We start from the raw sequence: 14,343 nt of genomic DNA, 5'->3' as shown, positions 1-14,343 counted from the left end.
ACGATTAATATTCCATTTCGATACGAGTTTCTATAGCGTCACCCCATAAACTTTCGATATCGTAATATTCTCTTTGATCTTTTTGAAAAATATGAACAATTACATGTGTGTAGTCCATTAAAATCCATTGATTATTTTGTTTTCCTTCTATATGGAAAGGTCTTTCTCCCATTTCAGTTTTTACGGTTCTTTCTATAGAACCAGCTAAAGAACTTACTTGTGTGTTCGAATTTCCTGTACAAACTACAAAGTATTCACAAAAAGCATTTTCAATTTCTCTTAAATCTAAAATTGTAATTTCTTCTCCTTTAACGTTTGTTATTCCATCAACAATGCTATCTAGCAAGTCTTTTGTATATTGTGTATCTACCATCTTTTATTTTGTAATTGGCAAATTTAGTGAATCCTTACCAAACTATGAACTTTTTAAAATAACTTTAACCACTAGATAAAATTAATTATAAAAATGAACTTGATAAGTTTTGACTCTTTGCCTAATACCAACGAATTTCTAATGGAATTATCCAAAAAAGATGCCAATAGTTGGACTGTCATACATGCTAAAAATCAAACCAAAGGAAAAGGTTACGCTGGAAATGAGTGGAAAGTTGTAGATGGAGAAAATTTAACCTTTAGTTTTTTGTTAAAAACAGATTATAGTTTTCAAGAATTAATTTATTTCAACGAATGGATTTCGAACACAATTTGCCTGTTTTTAAAACAATTTCACCCAAAAAGTAATGTAAAATGGCCAAATGATATTATTTTGAACGATAAAAAGGTTTGTGGTATTTTAATCGAAAATCACCGTTCTAATCATATTATGCATTCAATTATTGGAATAGGAATTAACATCAATCAAACTGATTTTAATCATTTACCAAAAGCCTCTTCATTAAAAAATATTACTGACACACAATATGACATCGAAGTAATTTTGACAGATTTGATGACGAATTTCCAAAAAGAATACCACATTTTAGAACAAAAGAAATTCAATTTGATTCATAAAACTTATTTAAATAATCTTTTTAGAAAAGATGAAATCTCACAATTCAAATTAGATGGAGTAGAAGTAGACGGTATAATTAGAGATGTAAATGAAGCTGGGAATTTGGTTATCGAAATAGATAATCAGTTAAGAGAATTTAAACACAAAGAGATAGAACTTCTTTTTTAATCACACATAAAAGGTTATTTTTGTTAGATGAAAGAATTCGTGGTTTTAGTTGATCAAGATGATCAAAAATTAGGATTGATGGAAAAACAACAAGCGCATGTCGCAGGTTTGTTACATCGCGCATTTTCAGTTTTTGTGTTCAATTCTAATGGCGAATTGATGATTCAGCAACGTGCTGCAAGTAAATATCATTCGCCAACTTTATGGACAAATACATGTTGCAGTCATCCGCGCGATAACGAAACTTACGAACAAGCGGCGCACAGACGTTTGCAAGAAGAAATGGGATTTGATTGCGATTTAGAATTCAAATTTAGTTTTATTTATAAAGCACATTTGGATAATAATTTGACAGAACACGAATTGGATCATGTTTTTATCGGAACTTTTGATGAAGAACCACAACTAAATCCAGATGAAGTAATGGCGTATCGTTGGGTTGATTTGATGGATTTGAAGAAAGATATCGAAAAAAATCCACAAAATTATACCGCTTGGTTCAAAATAATTTTTGAAAATTACGTTTCGTATATAGAAGCCTAAAAATATAAACAGATGAAAGTAACTGTAAACAGAAAAGCTCATTTTAATGCTGCTCATCGATTGTTTAATCAGAATTGGAGTGATGAAAAAAATCTAGAAATTTTCGGAAAATGTTCATTTCCAAATTTTCATGGTCATAATTACGAAATTATAGTTGCGGTAAAAGGAGAAGTTGATCCCGAAACTGGTTTTGTGATGAATTTGGACGAATTACGAAAAATTATAGAGGTTGAAGTGGAAGATTATTTGGATCATAAAAACTTGAATATTGATATAGAAGAATTTAAAAATACAAACCCGACAGCAGAAAATATTGTGATTTTGATTTGGAATAAAATTAGAGCAAAATTAGCTTCAGATTTAGAATTGAAAGTTACACTATACGAAACACCACGCAACTTTGTAGAATACGACGGAAAATGAATTTAGGTGAACATATACCAACTTTTTCGTTGGAAGATAATAAAGGAAACTGGTTCAATTCGGATGAATTTTTATATAAAAAATACTTTGTACTATTCTTTTACCCGATGGATTTTACGCCAACTTGTACCAAAGAAGTGTGTGAATTTCGTGATGTAAATGCAGATTTCAATGCGTTAGATGCTATAATTATCGGGATTAATGGACAATCAACATCATCTCATGAGAAATTTTATACCAAACATCAACTTAATTTCCCGTTACTTTCGGATAAAGGAGGAAAGTTGACCAAACGATTAGGTGTGAAAAAAACATTTGGATTAATCACACCGCGCGAAACTTTTGTATTCAATAAACGAGGAATGTTAATAGAACACATCGTTTCAAATAACGCAACAATACACATCGAGCAATCGATGGAAGTAATAAAAAAAGACCAAGAAAATTAGTTTTCTTGGTCTTTTTGCTTGTACAACATTTTTCTGATGACAACACGGTATATAAAAAAGATGACCGTCCCAATTGCCGAATAAACCAGCATAGATTGTACATCGCTTTTATCAAATAAATATTTCAGTCCGAATAACACGAAAAAGAAAATAATACTGTAAATGATGTTTTGTTTCATGTGGTAAAAATAGGGATTAATTATTTTATGAGAAGATGAATTGTATTAAGCTTTATTCTTCGACAAGCTCAGAATGACAAAATAATTTATTGAAAAACTCTGTCACTCTGAACTTGTCGAGAGTTTTTTCTATTATTTTTGATTAAATTTTAATGCGAAGTTGAAATAACTTCAGCTTGACAGATTCGATGTTGTTTTGAATTTGATTTGAGAATTGCATCTTATTTTTAATTATTCTTCGACAAGTTCAGAATGATAAATTAGTTTATTAAAAAGTTCTGTCACTCTGAGCTTGTCGAAGAGTCTTTTTTACTTTTTGATAATAGAGGTAAAACTTCAAATCTATTATTAATCAATGCTTCTTTTTTTGCTCTACTCCAACCTTTTAATTTTTTCTCAAAAATTATCGCTTCGTTTACATCAATGAATTCTTGATTAAAAACTAATTCTACTGGTCTTCTCGAATACGTGTAACTATAAGAGTCTATTCCGCTATTATGTTCGTTAATTCTTTTTAGGAGATTGTTTGTAATTCCAACATAATACGAATTATCAGAACATTTAATAATATAGACAAAATACAAGTTTTTCATAAATTTAGATTTATTCTTCGACAGGCTCAGAATGACAAATTAGTTTTTAAAAATCTCTGTCACTCTGAGCTTGTCGAAGAGTTTTTTCTATTTGATTTGAGAAACATAAAAATTTTAAAATCTCAATTCCCCAATTCGAGTTAATTTTTCTGAACTTGCTAACTGATTTGGATTTGTTCCTGGTTCATCTTGCGGAACTTCTTTTCCTTTCTTTTTGTAGAAATCAATCCAAAAATTATCAATAATTCCAGTTTCTTTATTTTTGAAATTCATCGGAATTAATTCAAAAACTTCATCATTTCTAAAAGCTCTTTCTACAAAATCAGAACAATATAATTCATCATCATTCAAGATATACAACCAATTATACGGTTTTCCAAGCATTGTTTTCGCTTTAGTAATTGCATTTTGAATTGTTGCTTGATATTCTTTTTGTAATCGATAAATGACAATTTTATTCTTTTTTTCGGTTTGTGAAGCATAAAAATGATTAATTTCCTCTCGTTGCGAACCACCCATTGGCGCAGCATGTAATACGAAAATAGAATCTGATGTTTTTTCGATTAAACCAACATGGTCAAAATTTGTTTTCTCCGAAATTTTTGTAACACGACTTATTGCACCCGAAAGTTCTTCAGTTTGCGCGCCAACAAAGATTAAATCTCCATTTTTTATATTTTTCAGCGAAATAATTTCTTTTTCAGCAAAAGATTTTATTTGTGTACAGCTATTCATTGTCAATGTAAATAGAAGTAAAAAGATAGGAAATAAAACGAATATTTTTTTCATTCGGATTGAATTGTTACTTTTAAACTACGAATTAACCAAAAAGATGGATATAAAAAAAGGATTAACCATAGCAATTATAGTTTTATTGATTTTTGTCGGTATATCTATTGTTATCGGCAGTAATAAAGATCGACGTGTTTTTTTTATTAATGATTTTCACAAATCGATAGAGAGTAGTATTCCATCGAGATTAAACAAAGATTATTCGTATCAAATAGTAAAAGTAAAAGGTAAAACCAACGATACAATTCTTGTAAAACCTTGTGAAGATTGTCAGTCTAAAAAGTTGGTTGGTAAAATTGATGAAAAATTTCAAATCAAATTTGAGAAAGGTAAATCTGTCATGCGTTTTGATCCGTATAAAGCGACAGATGGTGATTTGAAAATTATACATAAAATTAGATAAAATTTTATAGACCAATTTTTCTACGAATTAATTCCTTATTTTTGGGATAATTATTAAAATTTTCAAAGCAAACAAATAATGAAAGTAACTGCATTAAACCAAAAGCACAAAGATTTAGGTGCGAAAATGGTTCCTTTTGCTGGATATGAAATGCCAGTACAATACGCAGGTGTTAACCAAGAGCACTTTGTAGTACGCGAAAAAGTTGGTGTTTTTGACGTTTCTCACATGGGACAATTTTTCTTGAAAGGAGAAAAAGCAACAGATTTATTACAGTATTTATTGACAAACGATGTAACGAAAGTTGCAATTGGTCAGGCACAATATAATGCAATGCCAAACGAAAAAGGTGGTATTGTAGATGATTTAATTATCTATAAAATGGCTGATGATGAGTGGATGGCAGTTGTAAACGCATCTAACATAGATAAAGATTGGGCTTGGATGACAAAACACAATACATTTGGTGTTGAGATGACAAACAAATCTGATGATATGTCTTTGTTGGCAATTCAAGGGCCAAAAGCAATAGAGTCTATGCAAGCTTTAACAGATATTAATTTGGCAGAAATTCCTTTTTATCACTTTGCTGTAGGTAAGTTTGCAGGAATCGAGAACGTAATTATTTCAGCAACTGGATATACTGGTTCTGGAGGTTTTGAGATTTATTTTGCGAATGATTCTGCGAATGAAATGTGGGATAAAGTGATGGAAGCTGGTGCAGATTTCGGAATTGAACCTTGTGGTTTAGCTGCGCGCGATACATTGCGTTTGGAGAAAGGTTACTGTTTATATGGAAATGATATCAACGATGACACAACACCATTAGAAGCTGGCTTAGGTTGGGTAACTAAATTGGATACAGGTTTTATTTCTTCGGATATTTTGAAAGCTCAGAAAGAAGCAGGAGTAGAGAAGAAGTTAGTAGGATTCAAAATGATCGAAAGAGGAATTCCTCGTCATGATTATAAAGTAGTAGATGATAACGAAAATACAATAGGTATTGTAACATCTGGTACACAGTCGCCAATGTTGAAAGAAGGAATCGGTTTGGCGTATGTACACACTGATTTTGCAAAAGTTGGTACAAAAATCAGAATTCAGATTCGTGATAAAAATGTATTAGCAGAAGTTGTAAAAACTCCTTTTGTCTAATTAAAAGATAAATAAATAGAAAGCCATTACAGTTGTAGTGGCTTTTTTTATATTTTATAATTGAATTAATAACTATGATTAAAGTATGATTAATTTTAGCGTTTTTTATTTAAGAATAAATAAAAAAATATTAGTAATTGTACGAATCTAATAAAAATGTTAAATATTATTAAAAAAATCTTAATAACATTTGTCATGTTATATTATTATTAATATTTTTGAGTATCAATATTACTGATCAGTGATATTAATTAACACTAATTATGATTTTAAGGCTTCTGTTAAAGAAGCCTTTTTTATTATTAAAAATTTGAAGAATCGGCACTTGGTCCGTAGCTTGAAGGTAGTTCAATATCATTTAAACGATAATAAACACCTAATTGCGCACGATGATGTGTAATTTGATTTAATGCATGACGAATAGCTTCGTATTTTGTATAATCTGCAAATACAACATCGCCAGAAGTAATTTTCCAATTCTTTTTCAAATCGCCATTTGTCGCTTTTTTCAAAGCTGTTTTTCCAGTTTTGTAATCTTCTTCTAATTTTTTTAATAATTCTTCCGAAGTTTCAAATTTTGTTGGTTTGTAATCTCCAGCAGCAAAATCTAATTTATCCGTCTGTAAAATAAGTGCTGGCCAAGCAAAAATTTCGACAATATGATTGGCTAATGTTGTGATGTCCATACTTTTTTCGTGTGGCTTAAAATCTACTTTGTCACCAGGAAATTTCGACATGAATTCTATTGTAATTCGATGTTCATTTTTCAATTCGGTTTGTAATAATTTTAAAATTTTCATATGTTTTTGATTTAGTAGTTAAGGTACAAAAAATGAGAACACAGAATAAAAAAAAACTGCTTTACTAAATTGTAAAGCAGTTTATATTTTAAATTTCGTCCGTGTATAAATCTATAATAGGTCGAGGATCTTTTCGTTTGATTTGAGAAAGCCAATACACAAAAATACCTAATCCATTACCAAAAATAATTGCAATAATCCATAATAGTCGATCATCACTTTTTATTAAATTAGGATTTTTAACGGCGTGTACAATAAAATAAACGAATGAAATAACACCCGTAAAAAAACTCATTAATACCAAAAAGATAAAAATAATAAGATTTCCTAATAATGCACTCAATAGCGATTTAGAATTTCCCATGTGTCCCAATTGCGCATCAATTGTGCTAAACATAGAAAAGAAAATTCCAAAATAACTTAACAAGCCAAGTATAAATAAAGTGACTGGAACAATGGCCAAAATGGCTTGTAGTTTCGGATTGTTCAGTAGAGAAGTTAAATCTCTATCAATTAGTAGGTTTTTCATTAGAAAAATAATCTTTTACTTTTTTAGCTTTCGATTTTCCTATAACATCTGTTAATTGTAACAAAGATGCATTTTTTATTCGTTCTACCGATTTAAAATTTGTTAATAATTCTTTAATTGTTTGTGGTCCTATACCGTCTATTTCTTCTAAAACCGAATTAAACGCATTTTTACTTCGTCTATTTCTATGATTTGTAATTCCATAACGGTGCGATTCATCACGTACGTGTTGTAAAACTTTTAGTGTTTCCGAATTTTTATCCAGATACAACGGGTATGGATCGTTCGGATAATAAATTTCTTCCAAACGTTTTGCAATTCCAATTACTGTAACTTTTCCACGTAATCCCAAACGATCAATAGATTTTAGTGCAGAACTTAATTGCCCTTTTCCACCATCTATCAAAATAAGTTGAGGTAAAGGTTCGCTTTCTGCGATAACCCGCGTATATCTACGTTCTATTACTTCTTCCATCGTTGCAAAATCATTTGGACCATCAACAGTTTTAACATTAAAAATGCGATAATCTTTCTTGCTTGGTTTACCATTTTTAAAAACCACACAAGCCGAGACAGGATTTGTTCCTTGAATGTTAGAGTTATCAAAACCCTCTATATGTCGTGGTTCGGTAGGTAATCGTAAATCAATTTTCATTTGATTCATAATTCGATTTGTATGTCGGTCTGGATCTACAATTTTGGTTTGTTTCAGTTGTTCTAAACGATAAATTCGGGTATTTTTTAATGATAGATCGATGATGTGTTTTTTATCACCAATTTTTGGAACAGTAATTTTACGATTCGGAATTTCTAAATTTAATTCAAATGGAACATATATTTCTTTTGAATTAAGATTAAATCGTTCCGAAAAATCAATAATTGCTCGTTCTAATAAATCTTCATCAGTTTCGTCCAATTTCTTTTTCCATTCTTCTGTATATGACTGTATAATTGCTCCATGATAAATTTTCATGAAATTGACATACGCATATTCTTCGTCTGATGTAATCGAAAAAACATCAACATTGGTAATGGTTGGCGAAACAATGGTAGAACGTGCTTGATAATTTTGCAACGATTCTATTTTTTCTTTGATAACTTGTGCTTTTTCAAACTTTAATTCTGAAGCATATTTTATCATTTGATTGGTCAAATATTGTTTTGCTTCGTTAAATTCTCCTTTGATAATATTTCGAATAGCAGAAATTTGTTCGTTATATTCTTCTTCGGTTTGATACCCTTCGCATGGTCCCAAACAATTTCCGATATGATATTCTAAACAGACTTTATATTTATTGTTTTCGATATTTTTATCGCTCAAATCGTAGTTACAAGTTCGTATTTGGTACAATTCTTTAATCAAACCCAATAAAACTTTCATCGTTTTTACGCTAGAGTATGGACCAAAATATTCTGATCCATCTTTTATGATATTCCGTGTCGAAAATATTCGAGGAAAACGTTCATTTTTAATACAAATCCATGGATAAGTTTTGTCATCTTTCAGTAAAATATTGTAACGTGGTTTGTGTTCTTTTATCAAATTATTTTCTAGAAGCAACGCATCATATTCAGAATTAACGTTGATAGTTTCTATGGTATCAATATTACTTACAAGAACGCGTAAACGTTTAGAGTCATGTTGTTTATTAAAATATGAACTTACACGACGTTTTAAGTTTTTTGCTTTACCTATATAAAGTAAATCTCCTTTTTTATTATAATATTGATAAACACCAGGCGAATCTGGCAAACTTGCTAGTTTTAATTTGATATTTTCATTCATTCACTTACCTCTACAACATTAATTTTTTGCTGTTCATCGTCAATATAGATTAATATTTTAGATTGAATAGTATAACCTAACGATTTGAAAAAATCTGCATATCGATTGACTTGAAAATGATGATCTAAATCGGGTTGACCAGTTTTATAATCGATAATTGTACATTTATTCTCTTGATCAATCACAACGCGATCGGCTCTGAAAATTTGTCCATTTTCGTCTATAAAATCTCGCTCATTCAACACCGTTAAATCTTCTGCAAAATATGGAACTAATTTAGCATCTTGTAGCATATTTTCCAAGACATTTTGTAGATGTTGAACATTTTCCACAGAAATAGTTCCACGTTGTTTTTCTTGTTCTATTATTTTAGGCAAATCTTTTGCTGTAATAATTTGCGAAAGAACGGTGTGCACTGTATTTCCGAATTCTGTAAACGCTAGTTTTTGTTGTGCCTTTTCCGAATTTGTATTTATTATCAAACGTGTATTCCAATCCGAAGAATATAGTGTTAATTCTGAAGAATATTGCTCTTTTTCTTTTGGAATAGAAACGCGTTCTGGCGAACCTTTCAAGATAATTTCATCTTCATGAAAACCTTTATAATTGACAAATTCATATAGAAAATTAGCAATATTTTTTGAGCTCGAATTTTCTTTTGGTTTTAATGAAATCATGTACAATTGCTCTTTTGCACGTGTTGTGGCAACATAAAGTGTATTAATTTCATCCAATTGAACCAAGTTTTCTTCATCATCAATCTTCGATTTAATTTCTTCGTTTTGAATTGTTTTTAAATCATTATTGATATTAACATAAAATGTTTCAAACGGATTTTCTTCGCTTTTTTGCAATGGAATCCAGATTTTAGAGCTTTTACTTTGCCAATCTAAAAACGGTAAAATAACAACTGGAAATTCTAAACCTTTTGATTTGTGAATGGTCATAATTTGTATCGCATCTACACCTTTTGGTGTCTTGATACTTGATTTATCTTTTGCTGTTGACCAAAATTCTAAAAACGAATTCAAATCGGATTCATTTTTAGATGAATATTCTAAAATAACATCTAAAAAGCTTAAAATATATGCTGGCGAACGGTTTTCTAATTTTAATGTTCGGATTGTTTTTTCGGTAAAATCATACAACGATAAATTTTGATCTTGAATAAAATCTAAATCAATTCCGATTGATTTTGTTAATTTAAGAAAGGCTTTTAATCCATCTTTCAATGCTTTTTCTACCGTAATTGTTAAATCATCTGTAACAAATAATTCAAGCTCATAAGCAACCATCAAAAATCTGATTTTCGACTGCTCGTCCATTGGATTTGAAGTGATTTTGAACAAATATTCAATCAATTGAATTTCGAACGAATTTTTAAGTAATAAAGCTTCATTAGAAATGACAACCAATTCGTTTTCGGTCAGAAATTTTGCCAACATAATTCCTTGTGCATTACTACGAACTAAAATTGCAATATCACTTAATGAAAAACCATTTGCTTGACATTCTTTAATATAATTTAAAACTAATTCTAAGTTTTTTTCTTTAAATAAATCTTTAGATCGACCTTCTTGCTCGATGAAATTAATTTTTACAAAACCATTTTCTTTATCATTTACAAGCTGTTTATTTCCTATTTCGTAGATGTTTTGGAACATAGGTAAATTAAGCTGTGGCGCAATGTAAGAATATAGTTCGTTGTTGAATTGGATGATATTTTCGTGACTTCGCCAGTTTTTTTCCAATTCTTCAACAAGAATTTTTTCTTCATCTTTTCTCTCAATCAAGTCTATCATTTGCATTGGATTTCCACCACGCCAGCGATAAATAGATTGTTTTGCGTCGCCAACTAACATAATTGTATCCGATTGCGCACGTGCATTTTCCACCAACGGATTTAGATTATTCCATTGCAATGTCGATGTATCTTGAAATTCATCAATAAAATAATGACTGTATCTCGACCCAATTCTTTCGTAAATAAAATTTGCGGGCTGATTTTGAAGATTTTTACTGATAATTGTATTGAATTCGTTTATTAATAAAACATTAGAATCTTTTTTGATGGTATCTAACGATTTTTCAACTTCATTGATTAATGAAATAGATGAAATATTTTTCTGAATAGAAGACAACAAAATTAAATGATCATTGATTGTTGCAGCTTTTTCGAATAATTTTTTGATTTCTGGAAAAATAGATTCGGCAATTGTATCTTTTACTTTAGATAAATAACCATCATCATTTATATCCTTATTATTTGCATCGGTTGGTAAAATCATTCCAAAACCATCAAAATTTTTCAATTTTGAGAAAAAACCTGCAATTCCTCTACTTTTTCCAGGTAATTCGTTTATTGATATTCCATTGTTAGAAAGTAGATCAAAAAAGTCATTTCCGACAAGAATTAATCCATCTTTCAAGGTTTTTATATCAGTATAAATTGTTTTTCGATAGTTGATAAATTCATCTAACGAAATGTTTTTTAATTTTTCTAAATCTTGTAAATGACGATCATTCGAAATTTCATTAGTATCAGAAGAAAGTGTTTTTCGGATGTCCCAAGATTTGTTGTCATCCATATTATCCAACGCAATTTTTATCATGGTTTGCGTCAGTTTTTCATCTTCTCCGATTTTAGAATACAATAAATCGACAGATTCGTTTATGATTTCTGAAGTATTCATTTCTACATCAAAATTCATGGAAAGGCCTAAATCTTGCGCAAAAGATTTCATTAGACGCAGATTGAATTTATCGATTGTAGAAATAGAAAATTTAGAGTAATTGTGCAAAATAGTAATCAGAATATTGTGCGCCTTTATTTTGATGATTTCTGGTTTCAGATTTAACTCTTTGGCTAACTCTGTAATATAAAAATCTTCGGTAGGATTTGGGTTTTTAGCAATTTCTTCGAGTGTTTCTATAATACGCTCTTTCATTTCGTTTGCGGCTTTGTTTGTAAAAGTTATAGCCAATATATGTTCGAAATGATAATTGCTTTCATTTGCTAATAATAACGAAATAAATTCTTTTACTAAAGTGTATGTTTTACCTGCACCAGCGGATGCATTGTAAATTTTGAAATCACCTGCTTGTAACACTATCTAAATTTTTCAGAAAGTTAATAATTTACAACAAGAATAAAAAGTTGAAAAGCCAAACAATGACGTACAAAAAAAGGAAGTCATTTTGACTTCCTTTTCTTAAATGTTATAAAAAAAATAACTAATTACGATTTATTAGTATAGAACACTATATAGTAAAAAATATTGTGTATTTTTTTTGAAAACTTATTTATCAAGATTTTTTCTTCAACTCACGTTGTTGTTTTTCCACTTCTTTCAACATTTTTTTTGTGTTTTTTTCTTGTAGTTTTAACTCTTGCTTTTTTTGTTCAAGATGTTCGCTCATACTTTTGTTGTCTTGAAAATAAGCAGATTCAACTCTAAACTTTATGATTTCTTTTATTTTTGTAGGATCCTTAAAATCTTTTGGATCAACTTTAAACGTATATAATTGTTGAATATTCTGTTTATTTTTTTTATTACTTTTTGTTAAATAAATAGGATCAATTTCTGAATTTAAAATCTTATGTTGAACTCCATTCTTATCAGTATAAATTGTATATCCATCTTTTGTGTAAAGTTTTACATTTAGATTTAAATTATTTGGAATTGAAGTTTTATCATCAAAACTATATTCAATAGAGTCATTTATAATGACAAGTTTTTTACCATCTAATTTTCTTACATCAACTTTTTTAATGTCTTTTGGATGTAAATTGTTTAATCTATTTTTGATGTCTTCTGTTAATAATTCGTTTGTTTTTAGATTTTTTATTTGAATTAATTTTGTTTCGCTTGGTGTAAAATTATAATTGACGTAATACTTTACTGTATCATTATTATTTTTTGTTATTATAATTTGTTTTTTATCAACATCAATAGATTTAATGTCTTTAGGATCAATGTTTTTAATAGAATCCTTTGGATTGATGATAAATGTACCAACTTGAGTAATGGAATCTTTATTTTTATCAGGTTTGACTTCAAAAATTAATTTAGCTTGAGAGTCAACAGATTTATCTAATACTTTTTCTACTTTTTGAGCATTTTGTTCTACTTTTTGGGCAAATGTTTTTTGACTAAATAAAACGAATGCAGACAAAAGGAAAGGTAAAGTAGCAAAAGATAACATTTTCACTTTTTGTTTAGATGTATTTTTTGTCATCATAAGTAAGCGTTTTTTTGTTAATATAAAATTGAAATGACTTGCCATGATAGATGGATTCTGAGCTGCAATAGAATCTAATATTTGATGTTGATACGTTTTGACATCATTATTTTGCATTAAAACGTATTCATCAGCAAGAAATTCATGATTTAATTTGATTGATTTTTTATAGAAATACACAAACGGATTGAACCAAAAAATAATTTGAAAAACTTCAATTAACAAAATATCAAGACTATGTTTTTGTATGCAATGCGCTTTTTCGTGATCAATTAAATTCTGATGCAGTTTATTTATTTGTTTTTTTGGTATGAAAATATACTTCCAAAAACTGTAAGGTTGTTCAGATTCAAGATCCAAAATATAAGTAATTTCAATATCTTTTAGTTTTTCTTCGGTTTTAATTTTAAACAATAATTCGTACAAATTGTAGATGAACCTTCCAAGTAGAACTGTTCCTATAATTAAATAAATAATGTTTAGAATATCACCGAAATTGAATCCTTTTTCTTGTTCTAGGAATTCTGGATTTTGTATAATCCAAGCCAAAAGTTCGGGCGATATATTGGTTTCTTGTACCGTAATTGGAACTTGAATTTTGTATAATGGCGCGATTAAGGCAAAAATTAGAGCAAATAATAAATAAAGTCGATTGATTTTATACATGCTTTCACGTTCTAAGAATAATTTATAAAACGAATATAAAAAACCAGAACAAAGTATAAATTTAATCAGATACGCAATCATACACTATTTCTTTTTACGGTCTATTTCATTGTCAATTATTGCACGTAATTTCTCTAATTCTTCTACCGACATATTATTTGATTTTGCAAAAAATGAGGCAAATTGTGAAGTCGAATTATTAAAAAAGTTACTTATCATTCCTTTTACTTCTTTTGTGAAGTAATCATCTTTCTTAACCAAAGCAAAATATCTGCGCGAGTTTCCCATTTGCTCATAATCTATATAGCCTTTATCGTGCATTCTTTTTAGTAAAGTAGAAATTGTCGTATTTGCAGGTTTTGGATCGTCATAAGAGTCAAGAATATCTTTTGCAAAAACATGTTTTCCGCTCCAAATAACTTCCATAACTTCTTCTTCTCTTTTAGATAATCTTATTTTCATGTCTACAATTGTGTTTATTATTCTACAAATGTAGTTTAAAAACTGAATTGTCAAAATTATTTTATAAATATTTAACAATTAGACACAAAAAAAAGGAACTTAAACAAGTTCCTTTTAATAAATATGTTCTAATTATAGAAA

At 29.0% G+C, this 14,343-nt stretch carries 16 protein-coding genes; 6 read left to right on the top strand and 10 right to left on the bottom strand.

The genetic code is table 11. The annotated features are described in order from the left end of the window. Positions 1-4: 4 nt before the first annotated feature. Positions 5-373: a ribosome silencing factor gene (rsfS, locus tag RSC72_RS02165; RefSeq protein WP_332544688.1), complete on the bottom strand. Its 369-nt coding sequence runs from the start codon at positions 371-373 to the stop codon at positions 5-7. 93 nt (positions 374-466) lie between these two features. On the opposite strand from rsfS, the gene RSC72_RS02160 reads away from it, so the two are divergent. The 4 genes from RSC72_RS02160 to RSC72_RS02145 are packed head-to-tail and all read left to right on the top strand — an operon-like array spanning position 467 to position 2,595. Next, positions 467-1,180, top strand: coding sequence for a biotin--[acetyl-CoA-carboxylase] ligase (locus tag RSC72_RS02160; protein WP_332544690.1), 714 nt, complete (start codon positions 467-469; stop codon positions 1,178-1,180). A 27-nt stretch (positions 1,181-1,207) separates the two neighbouring features. Further along, on the top strand, positions 1,208-1,723 hold the full coding sequence (idi, locus tag RSC72_RS02155) for an isopentenyl-diphosphate Delta-isomerase (protein ID WP_332544692.1): 516 nt from the start codon (positions 1,208-1,210) through the stop codon (positions 1,721-1,723). A gap of 12 nt (positions 1,724-1,735) precedes the next feature. Continuing rightward, on the top strand, positions 1,736-2,146 hold the full coding sequence (locus tag RSC72_RS02150) for a 6-pyruvoyl trahydropterin synthase family protein (RefSeq protein WP_332544694.1): 411 nt from the start codon (positions 1,736-1,738) through the stop codon (positions 2,144-2,146). Then, positions 2,143-2,595: a peroxiredoxin gene (locus RSC72_RS02145; protein WP_332544696.1), complete on the top strand. Its 453-nt coding sequence runs from the start codon at positions 2,143-2,145 to the stop codon at positions 2,593-2,595. Before RSC72_RS02150 ends, RSC72_RS02145 begins: the two co-directional genes overlap by 4 nt. Here RSC72_RS02145 and RSC72_RS02140 read toward each other — a convergent pair. From RSC72_RS02140 to RSC72_RS02130, 3 genes are all read right to left on the bottom strand, one after another. Continuing rightward, the gene (locus tag RSC72_RS02140) at positions 2,592-2,774 is read right to left on the bottom strand and encodes a hypothetical protein (protein WP_332544698.1); all 183 of its coding nucleotides are present in this window, start codon (positions 2,772-2,774) and stop codon (positions 2,592-2,594) included. The genes RSC72_RS02145 and RSC72_RS02140 overlap by 4 nt on opposite strands. Before the next feature lie 281 nt (positions 2,775-3,055). Then, entirely contained in the window at positions 3,056-3,367 is a 312-nt protein-coding gene (locus RSC72_RS02135) for a GIY-YIG nuclease family protein (RefSeq protein WP_332544700.1), read from the bottom strand. Positions 3,368-3,481: 114 nt separating this feature from the next. After that, entirely contained in the window at positions 3,482-4,156 is a 675-nt protein-coding gene (locus tag RSC72_RS02130) for a YiiX/YebB-like N1pC/P60 family cysteine hydrolase (protein WP_332544702.1), read from the bottom strand. Between the two features lie 43 nt (positions 4,157-4,199). Here RSC72_RS02130 and RSC72_RS02125 point away from each other — a divergent pair, with 43 nt between their 5' ends. Both RSC72_RS02125 and gcvT read left to right on the top strand, forming a co-directional pair. Continuing rightward, positions 4,200-4,562, top strand: coding sequence for a hypothetical protein (locus RSC72_RS02125; RefSeq protein WP_332544704.1), 363 nt, complete (start codon positions 4,200-4,202; stop codon positions 4,560-4,562). Positions 4,563-4,640: 78 nt separating this feature from the next. Beyond that, complete coding sequence (gcvT, locus tag RSC72_RS02120; protein WP_332544706.1) at positions 4,641-5,717, top strand: glycine cleavage system aminomethyltransferase GcvT; 1,077 nt, start codon at positions 4,641-4,643, stop codon at positions 5,715-5,717. Positions 5,718-6,019: 302 nt separating this feature from the next. On the opposite strand, the gene RSC72_RS02115 is transcribed toward gcvT, so the two are convergent. The 6 genes from RSC72_RS02115 to RSC72_RS02090 form a co-directional block, all read right to left on the bottom strand. Beyond that, positions 6,020-6,517, bottom strand: coding sequence for a DinB family protein (locus RSC72_RS02115; RefSeq protein ID WP_332544708.1), 498 nt, complete (start codon positions 6,515-6,517; stop codon positions 6,020-6,022). An 88-nt stretch (positions 6,518-6,605) separates the two neighbouring features. Beyond that, positions 6,606-7,046, bottom strand: coding sequence for a hypothetical protein (locus RSC72_RS02110; protein ID WP_332544710.1), 441 nt, complete (start codon positions 7,044-7,046; stop codon positions 6,606-6,608). After that, positions 7,027-8,832, bottom strand: a complete 1,806-nt coding sequence (gene uvrC / locus RSC72_RS02105) for an excinuclease ABC subunit UvrC (protein WP_332544712.1) — start codon at positions 8,830-8,832, stop codon at positions 7,027-7,029. The genes RSC72_RS02110 and uvrC overlap by 20 nt, the downstream gene beginning before the upstream one ends. Next, on the bottom strand, positions 8,829-11,942 hold the full coding sequence (locus RSC72_RS02100; protein ID WP_332544714.1) for a UvrD-helicase domain-containing protein: 3,114 nt from the start codon (positions 11,940-11,942) through the stop codon (positions 8,829-8,831). The genes uvrC and RSC72_RS02100 overlap by 4 nt, the downstream gene beginning before the upstream one ends. A 196-nt stretch (positions 11,943-12,138) precedes the next feature. Further along, positions 12,139-13,821, bottom strand: a complete 1,683-nt coding sequence (locus RSC72_RS02095) for a M56 family metallopeptidase (RefSeq protein ID WP_332544716.1) — start codon at positions 13,819-13,821, stop codon at positions 12,139-12,141. Positions 13,822-13,824: 3 nt separating this feature from the next. Further along, complete coding sequence (locus RSC72_RS02090) at positions 13,825-14,202, bottom strand: BlaI/MecI/CopY family transcriptional regulator (RefSeq protein WP_332544718.1); 378 nt, start codon at positions 14,200-14,202, stop codon at positions 13,825-13,827. Positions 14,203-14,343: the final 141 nt, after the last annotated feature.

The organism is Algoriella sp. (assembly GCF_036647415.1).
In the GTDB taxonomy this organism is placed as follows: Bacteria; Bacteroidota; Bacteroidia; order Flavobacteriales; family Weeksellaceae; genus Empedobacter.
Note: the sequence above shows the minus strand (reverse complement) of the source record. Positions and strands in the feature narration are given on the sequence as shown.